Source organism: Paraburkholderia sp. BCC1886, from assembly GCF_900996245.1.
GTDB lineage: Bacteria > Pseudomonadota > Gammaproteobacteria > Burkholderiales > Burkholderiaceae > Paraburkholderia.
The window spans coordinates 165640-183264 of sequence record NZ_CAAJGK010000038.1; the positions used below are offsets into that span (position 1 = coordinate 165640).

Below are 17625 nucleotides of genomic sequence, written 5' to 3' on the forward strand. Positions count from 1 at the left end.
GGGTTCGGGTCGGGCGCGGCGCAGGGCCCGAAGTGGTGTTCAAGCCGGACTGCCAGCCGGGCCGCCAGATCGTTCGCCTAACTGGGGACGATCCGGCGCGGTTTCAAGGGGGACGCCTCCGCGCCGCGCCACGCTCTCCAGATAGCGGCCGAGAAAACTGGCCAGTTCCGGATCGCCGCAATTGGCGATATTGAAGCGCATCCACGTCGTCGGCGATTGCTGCGGCGAGAACAGGCTGCCCGGTGCGAGCAGAAAGCCCGCTTCGTGACCGGCGGCAGCGAGTCCGTCGGCGTCCACGCCGGTGTCGGCCCACAGGAACATACCGGCCGGCGGCGTCAGGAACAGCTTCAGCCCGGTCTTCTCGAGCATGCGCACCGACTTCTCGCGCACGCTGTCGAGCCGCGCGCGCAGGCGTTCGACGTGGCGCCGGTAATGGCCTTCCGTGAGAATTTTGTACAGCACGCGCTCGTTCAACTCCGGGCTCGTCATGCCGACCAGCATCTTCTGATCGGCCACCGCCGTCGCCACTTCCGGCGCGCAGGCGACAAAGCCCACGCGCAGATTCGGCGCGAGCGTCTTCGAAAAACTGCCGAGGTAGATCACGCGCTTCAACTGGTCGAGGCTGGCGAGCCGCGTGCCGGCATGGCTGGGCGGACAGAGGTCGCCGTAGATATCGTCCTCGACGACGATGAAGTCGTAGGCTTCGGCCAGCCGCAGAATGCGGAACGCCTGCGCGGCCGTGAGCGATGTGCCGGTCGGGTTCTGCAGCACCGAATTGATCACCAGCATTTTGGGGCGCCAGGTTTGCACCAGCGTTTCGAGCGCATCGAGGTCCGGGCCGTCCGGCGTGTATGGCATGCCGACGAGCCGCGCGCCCTGCGACGCAAAGCGCCCGAACATCTGGAACCAGGCCGGATCGCCGACGATCACCGCGTCGCCCGGCTTGACGTAGATGCGCGAGATCAGGTCGATTGCCTGCGTGATGCCGGACACCATCACGATCTGATCCGGCGACGCGCCGATTTCGATCTCTTCGAGCCGCGTCTGCAATTGCTGGCGCAACGGCAAAAAACCTTGCGGCGAGCCGATGCCGAGCATATGCGCGCCGCTCTGGCGACCCAGCGTGCGCAACGCGTTGGTGATGAGATCGCCGTCGAGCCAGCGCGCCGGCAGAAACCCGAGGCCGGGACTGCGCTCGGGCCGCGCGCTCGTGTGCAGCATGTTGCGCAGCAGCCAGACCACATCGATCGTGGCGGGCGCGGGCGCGGCCTGCGCGCTCGTCTGGCTGCTCGTATAACTGTCGACGCTCGCCGCGCCGGTCAACCGCTCGCGTACGTAGAAACCCGAGCCGCGCCGCGATTCCAGATAACCCTGCGCGACCAGCCGTTCGTAGGCTTCGACCACGGTAAAGCGCGACACGCCTTTGTCGAGCGCCAGCTTGCGGATGGACGGCATGCGCATGCCCGGCCGGAACACGCGTTCCTCGATGCGGCGACGCGCCCACTGAACGAGTTGTTCGACCAGCGTCAGCGACGCCGTGTCGTGCGGGGCGGGAATATGGGCAAGCGTCACGGACATGACAGGGGCTCCGACTGTACCGAATAGTATCGCGGCGATTGTACCGTTACTGTGCCGGTGGGCGCCGTTACATTCGGGAACTTATTCAAGACGGGATGCCGGGGAGAAGCGGCAAACGGTTATGCTTACGACCCGGCAGCGCCAGCCGTCGCCCCGCTCACCGAATTTCGCCGCGGGTTTCGCATGTGGTTGGCGCAGTAACCGATTCATCGATCCACCATGACCGTTCACTCGATCCGCCTCGATCACCTTGTGATTTCCGCCCGTACCCTGGACGAAGGCACGCAATACGTCGCCGATTCGCTGGGCGTCGCGCCGTCCGGCGGCGGCGCGCATCCGCTGATGCGCACGCACAACCGGCTTCTGAACCTGTGGGGCGGCGTGTATCTGGAGGTGATCGCAGTGGATCCGCTGGCCGCGGCTGCCGTGCACGACAGCAGTCCCGCCCGGCCCCGACTCTTCGCGCTCGACGATCCGGCGACGCAAGACCGTCTCGCGAGCGGCCCGTACCTGTCTCACTGGGTAGCCCGCGTCGAACGTCCCAGGCAACTCGCAGCGTGGCAAAAGCAGTATCCGCAGCGCATCGCGCCGATCGTGCCGATGACGCGCGGCGATTTCGGCTGGAGCCTGAGCGTCCCCGACGACGGCGCGTTCCCGGCCTGGCAAGGTGTCGGCGACGGCGTGCTGCCCTCGCTGATCCAGTGGGACACGCCGCGGCATCCGTCGGACGTGCTGCCGGAAACCGGCATCGTGCTGAAAGCCTTGAAAGGCAAGCATCCCCGAATCGAGGCGCTCGCCGAGCAGTTGCAATGGCTCGGCGCCGCACACCTGATTGCGCTGGAACCCCAGCCCGACGACGGCGCTCCGGCGTTGATCGCCGAGTTCGAAACACCCGAAGGTCTACGGACCCTTAAATAAGCAATGCGCGCAGCTCGCCAACTCGCGCGATAATCGACGTTTTTTTGACCCGTCCCAGAGATACGAGCAGAGGAAAGCATGGACCAGAGCGACTTGAAAGCCCCTACGTGGCAACTGTCAGAACGCGCGCGCAAGCTCACGAGTTCGGCGATTCGCGAAATTCTGAAGGTCACGGAGCGGCCGGAAGTCATTTCGTTCGCAGGCGGCCTGCCCTCGCCGGCCACCTTCCCGGCTGAACGCATGCGCGAAGCCGCCGACCGCATTCTGCGCGACGCGCCCGCCGCCGCCTTGCAATACAGCGCGACCGAAGGCTACGCGCCGCTGCGCGAATGGATCGCGCAACGCTACTCGGTGAACGGCGCGAAAATTCGCGCATCGCAGGTGCTGATCACCACCGGTTCGCAACAGGCGCTCGACCTGCTCGGCAAAGTGCTGGTCTGCCCGGACAGCCCGGTGCTGGTCGAAACCCCGACCTACCTCGGCGCGCTGCAATCGTTCTCGATGTACGAACCCAACTACGTCCAGGTGCCGACCGACGAGCAGGGTCTGATTCCCGAGGCGCTCACGCCCGAACTGACCGCCGGCGCCCGTCTCCTGTACGCCCAACCGAATTTCCAGAATCCCACGGGCCGCCGTCTGCCGGTAGAACGCCGCCGCGCACTCGCCGAACTCGCGAAGACCGCGCCGTTCCCCATCATCGAAGACGACCCGTACGGCGCACTCGATTACGCCGGCGAGCCGCTGCCCACCATGCTCTCGATGGCGCCGGATCACATCGTCCACCTCGGCTCGTTCTCGAAGGTGCTGGCGCCGGGCCTGCGGGTCGGCTACATCATCGCGCCGGAAGAACTCATCTTCAAACTCGTGCAGGCCAAGCAGGCCACCGATCTGCATACGCCGAGCTTCACGCAACGCATCGTCTACGAAGTGATCAAGGACGGCTTCCTCGACACGCACGTGCCAACCATCCGCGAGCTTTATCGCGACCAGTGCGCGGCCATGCTCGATTCGTTGCAACGTCACATGCCGGCCGGCGTGAGCTGGAATCGCCCGGAAGGCGGCATGTTCATCTGGGTGACGCTGCCCGCGCAGATCGACACGATGAAACTGCTCGAAGAATCGGTCGCGCAGAACGTCGCGTTCGTGCCGGGCGGCCCGTTCTATGCGAACGAAGCGCAACACAACACGCTGCGCCTGTCGTTCGTGACGGTGCCGCCGGCGAAGATCGACGAAGGCGTGTCGACGCTCGCCGCGCTGATCCGCACGAAGGTTTGAGCGGCACGCTCGCCCGAACGGACCTATCGGCTTTATCCAACTCGCGAATCAGGGACTCGAAATGGCACACAGCAACGTCTACGACAAGCTCAAGGAACTGGGCATCGAACTGCCCACCGCCGGCGCACCGGCAGCCGCTTATGTGATGAGCGCGCAAAGCGGCAACACCGTGTACCTGTCCGGCCACATTGCAAAGAAGGACGGCAAGGTCTGGGCCGGCAAGCTGGGCGCCACGCTCACCACCGAAGAAGGCAAGGCCGCGGCACGCTCGATCGCCATCGACCTGCTCGCCACGCTGCACGCGCACGTGGGCGACCTGAACCGTGTCACGCGCATCGTCAAGCTGATGAGCCTCGTCAACTCGACGCTCGAATTCACCGAACAGCATCTGGTCACGAACGGTGCGTCCGAACTCATCGCCGACGTGTTCGGCGAGCGCGGCAAACATGCGCGTTCGGCGTTCGGCGTGGCGCAGATCCCGATGGGCGCATGCGTCGAAATCGAATTGATCGCCGAAGTCGAATAAGCGTCGGCTACAAGGCTGCGCTGTACTCGACGCGTCGCGAGGTGCCCTGCACCCGCGGCGCGTTTTTTATTGCGCCTGTCTCTGGCAGCGGCCCTCCACCTTTGTGACGAGGTGGCTCGCGACCGCTTCACCAGATAGAATCCGCGATGCCCTTTCAATCGCCGCACTCGCAGGATCGCGCCCGATGCCCGCCAACATGGTTCGTTTCAGACAGGTCGACGTGTTCACGTCGGTGCCGTTCAAAGGCAATCCGCTAGCGGTCGTATTCGACGCCGAAGCGCTCGATACGCAGCAGATGCAGAGCATCGCGCACTGGACCAACCTGTCGGAAACCACCTTCCTGCTCGAGCCGACCGACCCCGCTGCCGACTACCGCGTACGCATCTTCACCACGCACGGCGAGTTGCCGTTCGCGGGCCATCCCACGCTCGGCACCGCGCATGCGCTGCTCGAAAGCGGCTATCGGCCGAAGCAGCCGGGCAAGCTGATCCAGCAATGCGGCGTGGGTCTCGTCGAACTGAAAGCGCTGTCGCAAGCGGCAGACGCGCAAGACGCGGACGCCGCGCTCTGGGCTTTCGCCGCGCCGCCCGCGCGCGTGACGCCACTGCCCGAAACACACTACGCAGCGCTCTCGGCGGCTTTGCGCACCACGGCAATCGATTTCAGCGCGCCTCCTTGCGCGGTCGACAACGGCGCGCCGTGGCTCGTCGTGCGCCTCGACTCGGCGGCTGCGTGTCTCGCGATCGAACCCGATGCGGCAGCGCTCGCGGAGATCGTGCAATCGGTCGACACGCACGGCGTTGCCGTGTACGGCCCGCATGACGCCGACGGTCCGGCCACCTTCGAAGTGCGCTGCCTGATGACAGGCGGCGCCTTCGGCGTCGGCGAAGATCCGGTCACCGGCAGTGCGAATGCCGCGCTGGCCGGTCTGCTGAGCGCACAGCAACTGCGCCCCGGCGAGCGCTACACCGCCCGGCAGGGCACGGTGCTCGGCCGGGCCGGTCAGGTCGACGTTCGCTACGACGATGCGAATGGCAAAACGTGGATCGGGGGCGCCTCGGTGACGATCGTCGACGGCACCTTCCGGGTCGCGTGAGCGCCTTCGTCGATGCATGCCGCATGATGAAAGGCTGGATGGACGCCCGCTCCTGCTCGAGCAAGGGCGATCCTGAAAGCCTCGCCCCGACCCAACACCCGAAGCGACGGGCCGCCGTTGCCAACGGAGAATACCGACACCCGGGGCACGTCGCCGCGCCCGTGTTAACCCGATGATGGAGCGCTTCCGTAATGCTCGTGCATTAAGTAAGATCGAAACGTTCCCGATGATCTGCGGTTGGTCAGTTTCCATGCCACGGTCCCGTCACTTGCGTAGCAGTACCGGCACCTCGCTCAAAATACAACCATCCATGAATTCAGCGCAGTCGTCGTCCGCGCGGTTCCAACCGGCCGGCTCCGGAACACGGGCCGACCAATGAGCCAATCCCGCTTCTCCGATCCACGCGACACTTCCGCGAGGCGCGACCCCGCCGTTTCACGCCGCCGCGCTCTACTCGTCATTCCGGCGCTCGGCGTATTGGTGCTGATTCTGCTGTGGGCAGTGATCTTCGCGCGGCTCTCGGTGGAAAAGGAAGCCACGTATCGCGAGGCCATGGCGTCGTCCGCGATTCTTTCTTCGGCGCTGGAACAGCACACGGTCAAGGCGATTCACCAGGTCGACCAGATCACCCGCTTCGTCAAATACGAATTCGAAAAATCGCCGGGTCATTTCGACCTTGCGGGCACGGTGGAAAAAGGCGTGGTGCAAAGCGAAACACTCGTCCAGGTTTCATTGATCGACGAGCATGGCGAACTGATTGCGAACACCGCCGAACTCAACCCCAAACACATCGACCTGTCGGACCGCGAGCACTTCAAGGTCCACGAACACGAGAACGACGACCAGTTGTATATCAGCAAGCCGGTGCTCGGCCGCGTGTCGGGCCACTGGACCTTGCAGATGACGCGGCGGCTGAATCATCCCGACGGCTCGTTCGCGGGCGTGGTCGTCGTCTCGGAAGACCCCAGCTACTTCACCAGCGACTTCTATAACAATGCGGCGATCGGGCGCGACGGCGTGATTGCCGTGATCTCGGACAACGGCGCCATACTCGCGCGCCGCACCGGCAGCACCGACAGCACCAACGGCACGTTCTCGGCCAGCGGTTCTTATCCGACCTCGGAGCACGTGTCGGGCACCTATGTCGATTCCATCGACAACGTCACGCGCATCGTCTCGTACCGGCATATCGACGGCTATCCGCTCGGCGTGCTGGTGGGTCTGTCGCAAGCCGAAGAGTTTGCCGACTACAACCACACGCGCAATGTCTATCTGCTGATGGCGGGCTTCATCTCGCTCGCCATGCTGAGCTTCTTCGCGGTGGCCACCGGCCTGATCGGCAAGCTGCTGGGACGCGAGCGCGAAATGACGCATCTGGTCGAATACGATCTGCTCACCGGCCTGCGCAATCGCTATGCAACCTTGCAAAGCCTGCGCCACGACGTCGCGCAACCGGCCAATCTCGGCCGTCTCGCGATTCTGTTCATCGACCTCGACAACTTCAAGACCGTCAACGACACGCTCGGCCACAACGCCGGCGACATCGTGCTGCAGATGACCGCCGCGCGCCTCGCCAGCGCGGTCGGCAATGGCGGCACGCTGAGCCGCATCGGCGGCGACGAGTTCGTGGTCGTCATCAAGGGCGACGAGGTCGAGAAGCAGGCGGTCGCGCTTGCCGAAGCCGCCGCCGAAGCCTTCGCCAAACCGTTCGAAGTGCGCGGCAGTTCGTTCGTGCTGCATGCGAGCATCGGCATCGCGCTGCATTCGGTCGCCAATGAAGGCGAAATCGATCTGCTGAAAAAGGCCGACCTCGCGATGTATAGCGCGAAGGACGCCGGCAAGAACTGCTACCAGTTCTATTCGCAGCAACTGTCGCATCGCGCGGATCATCTGATGCGCTGGGAGCAGCAACTGCGGGTCGCGCTAGCCGAAGGGCAACTGTTTCTCGCCTACCAGCCGAAGATCGATCTGACACACCGCTGCATTACCGGCTTCGAAGCGTTGGTGCGCTGGAATCATCCGCAGCATGGGCTGATTCCCGCTAACGAATTCATTCCGGTGGCCGAATCCACGGGTCTGATCGTGCCGATCGGCGACTTCGTGATCGACACCGCGTGCCGGCAACTGGCGCTATGGCAGCAACAGGGTTACGACACGCTGTCGCTGGCGGTGAACATTTCGGCGGTGCAGTTCTGGCGCGGCGATCTGTACGAAACCATCTCGCGCGCGATCGAGGAAAGCGGCATCTCGGCACGCCGCCTGGAACTCGAAATTACCGAGACGGCGATGATGGAATATCCCGAACTCGTCTCCGAGAAAATCTTCGCGCTGAAGCGTTTGGGTGTGCGCATCGCGCTCGACGATTTTGGTACCGGCTATTCGTCGCTGTCGTATCTGAACCGCTTTTCGGTGGACACGCTCAAGGTCGACAAGTCGTTTATCCAGGCGATTCCCGGCGACCGCAGCGTCTGCGTGATGGTCACCGCGATCGTCAATCTCGCGCGCTCGCTCGGGTTGACGGTGGTGGTGGAAGGCACCGAAACCGAAGAGCAGATTGCATGGCTCACGGCCCTCGGTCATATCGAAGCGCAAGGCTTCCTGTTTTCACGACCGGTGCCGGTGGAGGCGATTGCAGCGTTGATGGAACGGTTCGGCGTCTGCGGGATGGCCGGGCGTGAGGCGAGCCAGGAAAACGGCAGCATCCACACTGGGCGCAGCGTGCCCAGCGCTCATGATTGAGCGGCTGAGCGGCTGAGCGGCTGAGCGGCTGAGCGATAAGCCGTTGAAGCGGACGCTTTCTCGAACCAGACCTGCTGGTTAAAACCCGCGCGACAACACGGCGACGCCGATCGTCACCACACCCAGCACGATGTTGATCAACACGAGGCGCCGGATGGTGCCGACCGCTCGCGCGCCGTCCGGCCATTTCTGCGCCTGTACCGCACGGCGGATGCGCGGGAAAACCGCGAACCGGATGTGTCCAAAGATCAGCATCATCACGATGCCGAGGCCGGCCATGGCGTGCAGAGGCCACGTGGCGTGACCGCCGCCGTACTGCATCAGCAGGAAACCACCGGTGACGAGTATCACCAGCACGGCCGCTGCCACCCAGTTGAAGAAGCGGCTAAACACCGATTCCCACAACGGCAGACGTAATTGCGGCGAGAGATCGGCAATGGCCGGGCGCAGACAGAAATGCGCAAATACCATCCCACCAACCCACACTGCCACAGCCAGCAGATGGAGAAAGAGCGCGAGCTCGATTGCCTTGTTCATGTTGTTTTCCTCTCCCGACGACACCGAGCCGCTTATGGCGAATGATATTTGCAGCGGCTATTGAGCGCATTCGACCGCGCGATGTAAGCGCAGTTCCGGTGATCGTCGGCTTTCGAGGCCTTCGTCGTTGTGGGGGTGGAAGTCGTCTTTGTCGTGATACCGGCAGCCTGGGCGGATGAGGCAAGCCCGCCCAGGCTGCTTTTGCTACGGTGCTACGGTGCTACGTCGTTGCTCGCGATGTTGCCCTCGCGGTCCTCAACCGGCCAGCACCGGACGCATCCCTTCGAGCTTCATCTTGCAATCCGGCGTGCGGCCCTTGCGCGCCCGCTTGCCGATATGCGCGGCCAGCGCGGCGCCGCTCAGCTTCTCCTCGTCGAGACGGCCGCCGCGGCGGGTGCCGATCAGCATGACTCCCGCCTTGTCGATGGACAGCGCCTGCATGAGGTTTTCCTTATCGTCGAGCGCCATTAGCGTGACACCGCGTCCGCCGCCCGACAGCGTCTTCATTTCGTCGAGGCCGAACACCAGCACGCGGCCACCCGACGACAGACACGCGACATGCGACGCGTCCGGCAGCATGGGCATGGGTGCGAGCGGCACGGCGCCGGCGTCGATGGTCATGAACGACTTGCCCGCCTTCACACGGCTGACCATGTCGCCGACCTTCGCGATAAAGCCGAAGCCAGTGCTCGACGCAAGCAGCAGCGACTGATCGGCCGAGGCTGCGTAGTAATGCATCAGATGGCTGCCCGACTCGAGTTCGATGAGCGAGGTGACCGGCACGCCGTCGCCGCGTCCGCCTGGCAGCGTAGAGACGGCCACCGAATAGACGCGGCCATTGCTGCCCCAGCCGATCAGCATGTCCGGCGTGCGGCACTGGAACGCAGCGTACAGACCGTCGCCGGCCTTGAAGGTGAAGCCCGCGACATCCAGACCATGCCCCTTCAGCGCGCGCACCCAGCCCTTCTGCGAGACCACCACCGTGACCGGCTCGTCGACCACCTTCGCTTCGAACGTTGCGCGCTTTTCCTGCTGGATCAGCGTGCGGCGCTCGTCGCCGTAATGCTTCGCGTCGCTCTCGATTTCCTTGATGAGCAGACGCTTCATTGCCGGTTCGCTACCGAGCAGTTCTTCGAGCTTCGCCTTCTCGTCACGCAGTTCGGAGAGTTCCTTCTCGATCTTGATCTTCTCGAGCCGCGCGAGTTGCCGCAAGCGGATTTCGAGAATGTCTTCGGCCTGCCGGTCGGACAGACCGAAGGCGGCCATCAACGCGACCTTCGGCTCGTCCGATTTGCGAATGATGCGGATGACTTCGTCGATATTCAGGAAGACGATCATCCGCCCTTCGAGAATATGGATGCGGTCGTCGACCTTCTGCAAACGATGCTGCGTACGACGCGTGACCGTAGCAAAGCGGAACGCGATCCACTCGTGCAGGACTTCGCTCAAACCCTTCTGACGTGGACGGCCGTCGCCGCCCACCATCACCATGTTCAGCGACGCGTTCGATTCGAGGCTGGTATGCGCAAGCAGTGTGGTGACGAAATCGGCCTGATCGATACGGCTCGACTTCGGCTCGAACACGAGGCGAACCGGCGCGTCGCGGCCGGACTCGTCGCGCACCGCGTCGAGCAGGCCGAGCAGCGTCTGCCGCGTTTGTAGTTGCTCGGGCGTGAGCGCCTTCTTGCCGAGTTTGATTTTCGGATTGGTTTGCTCTTCGATTTCCTCGAGCACTTTCTGCGCGGCGGTGTTCGGCGGCAGTTCGGTAATGACCAGTTGCCACTGTCCGCGCGCGAGTTCTTCGATTTTCCAGCGCGCCCGCACCTTCAGGCTGCCGCGACCGCTTTCATAAGCTGCGGAGATTTCCGCATCGCTCGAAATGATCTGGCCGCCGCCCGGGAAGTCCGGACCCGCGATGTGCTGCATCAACTCCGCGTGCTCGATTTTCGGATTGCGGATCATGGCCACCGTGGCCGCCGCGACTTCACGAAGATTGTGCGAAGGAATTTCCGTCGCCAGACCCACCGCGATACCGGATGCGCCGTTCAGCAACACGAACGGCAAGCGCCCCGGCAACAGCCGCGGCTCTTCCTGCGAGCCGTCGTAGTTCGGCATGAAGGCGACCGTGCCCTGATCGATTTCATCGAGCAGCAGCTTCGCGATGGGCGTGAGACGGGCTTCCGTGTACCGCATCGCCGCCGCGCCGTCGCCGTCGCGCGAACCGAAGTTGCCCTGGCCGTCGATGAGCGGATAGCGCATCGAAAAGTCCTGAGCGAGGCGCACCAGCGCGTCGTACGCCGACTGGTCGCCGTGCGGGTGATACTTGCCGAGCACGTCGCCGACCACGCGTGCCGACTTCACCGGCTTCGCGTTGTCGGACAGGCCCATCTCGTTCATCGCGTACAGAATGCGGCGCTGCACCGGTTTCTGTCCGTCGCAGACGTCCGGCAGGGCGCGGCCCTTGACCACGCTCACGGCATACTCGAGATACGCGCCTTCCGCGTAATTGCCGAGCGTGAGCACGTCGCCGTCGGGCGGCGGCGGTGCGTTGAAAAGGTCGAGAGTGTTGTCGTCGTCCATCTAGATTCCGTATCCGTGTATGGCTTGAAGTGGTGTTACGCAGCGTGCGTGCCGGAGCGCGCCGCGCTCAGATGTCCGCTTCCACTTCATTGCCTTTTTCTTCCAGCCAGCTGCGACGCGACGCCGCTTCGCCCTTGCCCATCAGCATGGTCATGCGCGCCACCGTGGCGTCGTAGTCGAGTTCGCCGAGCGCCACCGGCGTCAGGCGCCGCGTGTCGGGGTTCATCGTGGTGTCCCACAACTGCTCCGCGCTCATTTCGCCGAGACCCTTGAAGCGGCTGATCGACCATTGCGTGTCGCGCACACCGTCCTTGCGCAGCTTGTCGAGGATCGCCTCGAGTTCGCCGTCGTCGAGCGCGTACAGCTTCTGCGCGGGCTTTTTGCCGCGCGCGGGGGCGTCGACCCGGAATAGCGGCGGCCGCGCCACGCACACGTGACCGCGTTCGATGAGTTGCGGAAAATGCTTGAAGAACAACGTGAGCAGCAACACCTGGATGTGCGAGCCGTCGACGTCCGCGTCCGACAGAATGCAGATCTTGCCGTAGCGCAGATTCGACAGATCGACCTTGTCGTCCGGGCTATGCGGATCGACTCCGATGGCCACCGAAATATCGTGCACTTCGTTGTTGGCGAACAGCCGGTCGCGCTCGGTTTCCCACGTGTTCAGCACCTTGCCGCGCAGCGGCAAAATGGCCTGATACTCCTTGTCGCGGCCCATTTTCGCCGAACCGCCCGCCGAGTCGCCCTCGACCAGAAACAGTTCGTTGCGGCCGATTTCCGTCGACTCGCAATCGGTCAGCTTGCCCGGCAACACGGCCACGCCCGAGCTCTTGCGCTTCTCGACTTTCTGCCCGGCCCGCGTGCGTGCCTGCGCCTGCTTGATGACGAGGTCGGCGAGCTTCTTGCCGTGTTCGACGTGCTGGTTCAGCCACAGCTCCAGCGCCGGCCGCGCGAACGACGACACCAGTTTCACCGCGTCGCGGCTGTTCAGGCGTTCCTTGATCTGCCCTTGGAACTGCGGGTCGAGCACCTTGGCCGACAGCACGAACGAGACGCGCGCGAACACGTCTTCCGCCAGCAGCTTGACGCCTTTGGGCTGCAGGTTGTGCAGTTCGACGAAGCTCTTGACCGCCTGAAACAGGCCGTCGCGCAGACCGGATTCGTGCGTGCCGCCCGCGGGCGTGGGAATCAGGTTGACGTACGACTCGCGCATGAGCGTGCCCTCCTCGCTCCACGCGACCACCCATGCGGCGCCCTCGCCTTCCGCGAAAGTTTCTTCGCTGGCGCGCGAGTTCTCGACGTAGCGCTCGCCCTCGAACAGCGGAATCAGCAGGTCGCTGCCGTTCATGCCTTCCAGCAGATAGCCGCGCAGACCGTCTTCGTACTTCCAGCTTTGCTGTTCGCCGGTTTTTTCGTTGATGAGCGTGACTTCGACGCCTGGCAGCAACACCGCCTTCGAGCGCAGCAGGCGTTGCAGTTCGCCGAGCGGCAGGTTCGGCGAATCGAAGTATTTCGGATTGGCCCACGCGGTAACGCGCGTGCCGGATTTCTTTTCGCCCTTGCTGGCGGCGCGCACTTCGAGTTGTTTGGCGACGTCGCCGTTCGCAAAACTCAGATCGGCGACTCTGCCTTCGCGCCACACGGTGACGTCGAGGCGGGTGGACAGCGCGTTGGTGACCGACACGCCGACGCCGTGCAGACCGCCCGAGAACGTGTAGGCGCCGCCTGCGGCTTTGTCGAACTTGCCGCCCGCGTGCAGACGCGTGAAGACAATTTCGACGACCGGCACGCCTTCTTCCGGGTGCAGGCCGAACGGGATGCCGCGGCCGTCGTCTTCGACCGACACCGAATGGTCCGCGTGCAGCGTGACCGTGATCTGCCGGCCGTGGCCGCCTAGCGCCTCGTCCGACGCGTTGTCGATGACTTCCTGAATGATGTGCAGCGGATTTTCGGTGCGGGTGTACATGCCGGGTCGTTGCTTGACCGGCTCCAGGCCCTTCAACACCTTGATCGACGCTTCGCTATACGCGGCGTTTGGCTTTTTCGTAGACATGGTTGACTCGGGTGCGTCGATTCATCGTTGTCCACAGGTCCTGTGGACAGGTCCGTGGACAATGCGTTGAGTTTTCAAAAAAAGCGAAACGAAACAACGGGGTTAGGTGGGCTGCCCGCAGTACGGGCAAGCGCGTTCTGTCGTGTTCTGTCGCGGGGCTTCGAGAGGCGCGCCCGGCGGCGGCGCGGCGCCGGGGAAACCCGTTCGCGGGGTATTTTACTGATTTCGAACCTGGCGGCAATTCATCGGGCCCGGGATTAGCCATCTGGATAAGTGTGGGCCGGCTGCGCCCACGGAGGCGCAGGCAACCGCGGCTCCGGGCGGCCTCTTGCGAAGCCGCCCGGCCGCTTTACTTGCGCTTGCTTTCCAGCTCGTCCCAGCGTTCCAGCGCGACCAGCAACGCTTCGTCGATCTCCGCGTAGCGCTCCGTCAAACGGGTGCCTTCCTGAGGGTTTTTCGCAAACAGCGAGCCGTCTTCGAGATGAGCGCCGATCGATTTCTGTTCGGCTTCCAGCTCGGCGATCTGCTGCGGCAGGGCCTCGAGTTCGCGTTGTTCCTTGAACGACAGCTTGGCGGCGCGCTGCGGCGTGTTGCGCTCGGCGGCGGAATCTTTCGGCGCCTCCTTGACGACTTCCTTCGGCGCCTGCTGCGCGGCCATCTGCTGGGAACGGTCGCGCTGGATTTGCCAGTCCGTGAAACCGCCCACGTATTCGCGCCACTTGCCGCCGCCTTCGGCCGCAATCACCGAGGTCGCGACGTTGTCGAGAAACGCGCGATCGTGGCTGACCAGCAGCACCGTGCCGTCGTACTCGGTGAGCAGTTCTTCGAGCAGTTCGAGCGTCGGAATGTCGAGGTCGTTGGTCGGTTCGTCGAGCACCAGCACGTTGGCCGGACGCGCGAACAGACGCGCCAGCAACAGGCGGTTACGCTCGCCGCCCGACAGCGACTTGATGGGCGAGCGTGCGCGCTCGGGGGCGAACAGGAAGTCGCCCAGGTAACTCATGACGTGTTTTTTCTGGCCGTTGACCTCGACCCATTCGCTGCCGGGGCTGATCGTGTCGGCGAGACTTTTTTCGAGGTCCAGTTGCGCGCGCATCTGGTCGAAATAAGCGACCTGCAGGTTGGTGCCGATGCGTACCGTGCCTTCGTCGGGCGCCAGTTCGCCGAGAATCATTTTGAGCAGCGTGGTCTTGCCCGCGCCGTTCGGACCCACGAAGCCGATCTTGTCGCCACGCATGACGGTGGCCGTGAAGTTGTCGACCACCGTACGCGAACCGTAGCGCTTGGTGACGTCGGTCAGTTCCGCGACGATCTTGCCGGACTTCTCGCCCTGGCCCACGTCGAGTTTGACGTTGCCCTGCACGTTGCGACGCTCGGCGCGCTGATTGCGCATTTCCACCAGCCGCGCGATACGGCCGACGCTGCGGGTGCGGCGCGCTTCCACGCCCTTGCGGATCCACACTTCTTCCTGCGCGAGCAGCTTGTCGGCCTTCGCCGCTTCGACCTGCTCCACTTCGAGTTGCTGCGCCTTGCGGGTCTGATACGCGCTGAAATTGCCCGGATACGAGAGCAGCCGCCCGCGATCCAGCTCGACGATACGCGTGGCGACCCGGTCGAGAAATGCGCGGTCGTGGGTGATGAACAGCAGGCCCGCGCGCAGCGACACCAGCAGTTCCTCGAGCCAGCGGATGCCGTCGAAATCCAGATGGTTGGTCGGCTCGTCGAGCAGCAGCACGTCCGGCTGCACGACCAGCGCGCGCGCCAAAGCCACGCGCTTCTGCATACCGCCCGACAGCGAGCCGACGCGCGCTTCGCCATTCAGGCCGATTTGCTGCAGCGTGGTGGCGACGCGGGTGCTCCAGTTCCAGGCGTCCGCATGGTCCAGCGCGGACTGCAGCGTGTTCATGCGCGACATGAGCTCGTCGTACTGCGCGCCTTCCGCTTCGTCGGAGAGTTGATTGGCGACCGCGTCGTATTCATCCAGCAACGCGCGGGCGTGTGTCAGGCCCGCGGCCACCGCGTCGAACACCGTGTCGTCCGTGTCGAATTCGGGCTCCTGCGGCACGTAGACCGTGGTGAGGCTGCTTTGCCGCGTGATGAGCCCGTCGTCCGGCCTGGACAATTCGGCGACGATTTTCAGCAGCGACGATTTGCCCGCGCCATTGCGGCCGATCAGCCCGACGCGTTCGCCCGCTTCGAGGGAGAAATCCGCGTGATCGAGCAACGCGACGTGACCGAAAGCCAGTTGGGCTCCGGTAATGGTGTAAAGCGACATGGAGAATTGGAGAAGGACAGCGATGAGTCGGAACTGGTCATTGTACCGGGCGCGGGCGCCGGTGCCTGTCCGCCGGAAGAGATAGATCGGACGGCCGGCTTGACGGACGGCCGAGGCAGGCGGTTCGGGATGCGAGCCCGTGGGACTGCGTAGGACGTGCTGCGGCGGCGGTTGGCCGCCGCGGTCCGCAGCGGTTCGCAGTCACCCGCCGCGCAGCCCGCGCCGGTTTACTTCACGTGCACCGTGATGGTTTTGCTCAACTCCGGACCATACGAACGGTGAGCGCCGTCGCCGAACTGAAGCGTGAGCGTGTGGTCGCCCGGCGGCAGCGTCAGATCGGTTTCTGTCTGCCCTTTGCCGAAATGCAGCGATTTGTCGTTGGCGGGGATCACCTCGCCCTTCGGCAGCGCCTGGCCGTCGATCAACAGGTGATGATGCCCGGTGCCTTCGGTCATCGTCCCGGCCGGGGCGATCTTCAGGCCTTCCACGCCGAACACGACATGCACCGGGTTGCTGACGGTCGCGCCATCGGCCGGTTGCACGAAAGAAACGCTGGCGGCCTGCGCCACGCCCGTCACGGCGAGCAAGCCGGCCAATGCCGCACTGATCAACCACTTGTTTTTCAACATCGTTCTGCTCCTTGAAGGAAAACGTACGAGTCGCTCGCAGCGCGCCGCGTGAGCGCGAAAGGCTCGTTGCGGAGTCAGAGGATACACGCTGCGAGTGACAGAACGCATCGACCAATTCGGACGTTTCGCGGCTCGTTTTACGACGTAGTCCGATGCTAAGCCACGGTTTCTTTTGAAAATTCCGGTAGTATTGCGGACTGTCGCAATGCCACAAAAAGGGGCAGAGCGAGTGATTCACTGCATTAAAAGAGAGAAGAGTACGTCGTGAGCGAAGTAATTGAAGTGACTGAATACAAGAGTTGGGTCTGCCTGATTTGCGGCTGGATCTACAACGAAGAAGAAGGCCTGCCTGAGGAAGGTATCGCGGCAGGCACGCGTTTCGCCGAGATTGCCGAAGACTGGCGCTGCCCGCTGTGCGACGTCAGCAAGTCGGAGTTTGCGGTAGTCGAGTTCTGAAAGACGGGCGAATTGGCGGGGGTGGGTGCGTTTTGTCAGGCCGGCGGTTGCGGCGGGCCATGCACCGCACTCCTCGCGGCTGGGCACGTTTGATATACTCTGCGCTCGCTGGTGTACTGGGCTCGGGTCCGGTCTTCTCCCTGTAGTTCAATGGATAGAACAAGTGCCTCCTAAGCGCTAGATACAGGTTCGATTCCTGTCAGGGGGACCACGAGACGACGTCCCAAAAGCCTTACCCAGCAGGAAACAGCGAACAGCCTGGCGTAAAACGGAGTGGCAACACTTCACGCCCGCGCCAGATTGGCGCAGCAAAAGAGCCCGCCGCCCCGCGGGCTTTTTCGCTTTCAAAGCGCGTTCGGATCGCGGCCCGCGCACCGCATTCACGACCCGCAAACGCCCGCCGCACCACCCCGCCCGCGTCGTTGCACATCCATCGCATTTTCGCTATATTGGAACCCCGTTCGGTTTAGAGAACCTTCCCGACAACCGGATCAGGAAATTCACAGCATCAAGAGTCGGCTTTCGCCGACGCCAACCTGCCCGCCCCGGGCAAGGTGGAGTCCTCCTCCAAGAGGGATGCGGCCTTTCAACGGCAAAGAAACGGGAGCGGCTTGCACCGGTTTCTTCCAGACATGGAGCAAGTCATGACTTTGGAAACAGGCTCGAATTCGGGCGACAGTTGCACCCTCCTCCCTCACTATCAGCTGAGCCACATCTTCCGTCTCGTTTCTCGCGCCGACGCGCGCGTCAACGGCGCGATCGAATCGCACATTGCAGGATCCAACGGTAAGATCGAGCGCTGGACCATGGTCCGCCGTGCCGACGTCCTCGAACACAAGATCATCGTTCGTGAGCTCACCGAGTCGCAGGCAAGATTGCTTCGCGATGGCTTGAGCGGGCTCGAAGGCAACCTGAGATCGAAACTCGAACATCTGTTCGTTGCCACGGCAACGCGCTGAACGG

13 protein-coding genes, 1 tRNA gene and 1 riboswitch are annotated in these 17625 nt (G+C 63.6%); of the genes, 8 read left to right on the plus strand and 6 right to left on the minus strand.

Annotated elements, in window-relative coordinates; translation table 11 throughout:
• Window positions 1–39: 39 nt before the first annotated feature.
• Window positions 40–1578 carry a PLP-dependent aminotransferase family protein gene (locus FQ746_RS08100; RefSeq protein ID WP_260853937.1) on the minus strand — a complete coding sequence of 513 codons (1539 nt, stop codon included), beginning with the start codon at window positions 1576–1578 and terminating at the stop codon, window positions 40–42.
• A gap of 219 nt (window positions 1579–1797) precedes the next feature.
• Between FQ746_RS08100 and FQ746_RS08105 the strand changes: the two genes are divergently transcribed.
• The 5 genes from FQ746_RS08105 (at window position 1798) to FQ746_RS08125 (ending at window position 8132) form a co-directional block, all read left to right on the plus strand.
• Complete coding sequence (locus tag FQ746_RS08105) at window positions 1798–2496, plus strand: VOC family protein (RefSeq protein WP_144108417.1); 699 nt, start codon at window positions 1798–1800, stop codon at window positions 2494–2496.
• A 78-nt stretch (window positions 2497–2574) separates the two neighbouring features.
• Window positions 2575–3771 (plus strand): PLP-dependent aminotransferase family protein, encoded by a 1197-nt coding sequence (locus FQ746_RS08110; RefSeq protein ID WP_144108418.1) that lies wholly within the window; start codon window positions 2575–2577, stop codon window positions 3769–3771.
• Between the two features lie 61 nt (window positions 3772–3832).
• Entirely contained in the window at window positions 3833–4297 is a 465-nt protein-coding gene (locus FQ746_RS08115; RefSeq protein ID WP_144108419.1) for a RidA family protein, read from the plus strand.
• A 184-nt stretch (window positions 4298–4481) separates the two neighbouring features.
• Window positions 4482–5393 carry a PhzF family phenazine biosynthesis protein gene (locus tag FQ746_RS08120; protein ID WP_144108420.1) on the plus strand — a complete coding sequence of 304 codons (912 nt, stop codon included), beginning with the start codon at window positions 4482–4484 and terminating at the stop codon, window positions 5391–5393.
• 375 nt (window positions 5394–5768) lie between these two features.
• Window positions 5769–8132: an EAL domain-containing protein gene (locus tag FQ746_RS08125; protein ID WP_144108421.1), complete on the plus strand. Its 2364-nt coding sequence runs from the start codon at window positions 5769–5771 to the stop codon at window positions 8130–8132.
• A 78-nt stretch (window positions 8133–8210) separates the two neighbouring features.
• Here the strand turns inward: FQ746_RS08125 and FQ746_RS08130 are convergent, their stop codons facing one another.
• The 5 genes from FQ746_RS08130 to FQ746_RS08150 form a co-directional block, all read right to left on the minus strand.
• Window positions 8211–8669 carry a CopD family protein gene (locus FQ746_RS08130; RefSeq protein WP_144108422.1) on the minus strand — a complete coding sequence of 153 codons (459 nt, stop codon included), beginning with the start codon at window positions 8667–8669 and terminating at the stop codon, window positions 8211–8213.
• Between the two features lie 255 nt (window positions 8670–8924).
• Window positions 8925–11249 carry a DNA topoisomerase IV subunit A gene (parC, locus tag FQ746_RS08135; RefSeq protein ID WP_144108423.1) on the minus strand — a complete coding sequence of 775 codons (2325 nt, stop codon included), beginning with the start codon at window positions 11247–11249 and terminating at the stop codon, window positions 8925–8927.
• Between the two features lie 67 nt (window positions 11250–11316).
• Complete coding sequence (locus tag FQ746_RS08140; RefSeq protein WP_144108424.1) at window positions 11317–13302, minus strand: DNA topoisomerase IV subunit B; 1986 nt, start codon at window positions 13300–13302, stop codon at window positions 11317–11319.
• A gap of 349 nt (window positions 13303–13651) precedes the next feature.
• A complete protein-coding gene (locus FQ746_RS08145; RefSeq protein WP_144108425.1) occupies window positions 13652–15577 on the minus strand; it encodes an ATP-binding cassette domain-containing protein in 1926 nt (641 codons plus the stop codon).
• Between the two features lie 227 nt (window positions 15578–15804).
• Window positions 15805–16206 carry a DUF4399 domain-containing protein gene (locus tag FQ746_RS08150; protein ID WP_144108426.1) on the minus strand — a complete coding sequence of 134 codons (402 nt, stop codon included), beginning with the start codon at window positions 16204–16206 and terminating at the stop codon, window positions 15805–15807.
• A gap of 264 nt (window positions 16207–16470) precedes the next feature.
• Between FQ746_RS08150 and FQ746_RS08155 the strand changes: the two genes are divergently transcribed.
• The 3 genes from FQ746_RS08155 to FQ746_RS08165 all read left to right on the plus strand — a co-directional run bounded on the left by FQ746_RS08155 (window position 16471) and on the right by FQ746_RS08165 (window position 17621).
• Window positions 16471–16662 carry a rubredoxin gene (locus tag FQ746_RS08155; RefSeq protein ID WP_144108427.1) on the plus strand — a complete coding sequence of 64 codons (192 nt, stop codon included), beginning with the start codon at window positions 16471–16473 and terminating at the stop codon, window positions 16660–16662.
• 136 nt (window positions 16663–16798) lie between these two features.
• Window positions 16799–16873 (plus strand) — tRNA-Arg (locus FQ746_RS08160).
• 289 nt (window positions 16874–17162) lie between these two features.
• Window positions 17163–17272: riboswitch (SAM-I-IV-variant riboswitch) on the plus strand.
• 34 nt (window positions 17273–17306) lie between these two features.
• Window positions 17307–17621 carry a hypothetical protein gene (locus FQ746_RS08165; RefSeq protein ID WP_260853938.1) on the plus strand — a complete coding sequence of 105 codons (315 nt, stop codon included), beginning with the start codon at window positions 17307–17309 and terminating at the stop codon, window positions 17619–17621.
• Window positions 17622–17625 lie beyond the last annotated feature (4 nt).

Bases quoted from the DNA above. Each gene is read 5' to 3' on its own strand.
- FQ746_RS08105 (WP_144108417.1), top strand. From the start codon at position 1,798: ATGACCGTTCACTCGATCCGCCTCGATCACCTTGTGATTTCCGCCCGT.
- FQ746_RS08125 (WP_144108421.1), top strand. From the start codon at position 5,769: ATGAGCCAATCCCGCTTCTCCGATCCACGCGACACTTCCGCGAGGCGC.
- FQ746_RS08120 (WP_144108420.1), top strand. From the start codon at position 4,482: ATGCCCGCCAACATGGTTCGTTTCAGACAGGTCGACGTGTTCACGTCG.
- FQ746_RS08115 (WP_144108419.1), top strand. From the start codon at position 3,833: ATGGCACACAGCAACGTCTACGACAAGCTCAAGGAACTGGGCATCGAA.
- FQ746_RS08165 (WP_260853938.1), top strand. From the start codon at position 17,307: ATGACTTTGGAAACAGGCTCGAATTCGGGCGACAGTTGCACCCTCCTC.
- FQ746_RS08110 (WP_144108418.1), top strand. From the start codon at position 2,575: ATGGACCAGAGCGACTTGAAAGCCCCTACGTGGCAACTGTCAGAACGC.
- parC (WP_144108423.1), bottom strand. From the start codon at position 11,249: ATGGACGACGACAACACTCTCGACCTTTTCAACGCACCGCCGCCGCCC.
- FQ746_RS08100 (WP_260853937.1), bottom strand. From the start codon at position 1,578: ATGTCCGTGACGCTTGCCCATATTCCCGCCCCGCACGACACGGCGTCG.
- FQ746_RS08130 (WP_144108422.1), bottom strand. From the start codon at position 8,669: ATGAACAAGGCAATCGAGCTCGCGCTCTTTCTCCATCTGCTGGCTGTG.
- FQ746_RS08145 (WP_144108425.1), bottom strand. From the start codon at position 15,577: ATGTCGCTTTACACCATTACCGGAGCCCAACTGGCTTTCGGTCACGTC.
- FQ746_RS08150 (WP_144108426.1), bottom strand. From the start codon at position 16,206: ATGTTGAAAAACAAGTGGTTGATCAGTGCGGCATTGGCCGGCTTGCTC.
- FQ746_RS08140 (WP_144108424.1), bottom strand. From the start codon at position 13,302: ATGTCTACGAAAAAGCCAAACGCCGCGTATAGCGAAGCGTCGATCAAG.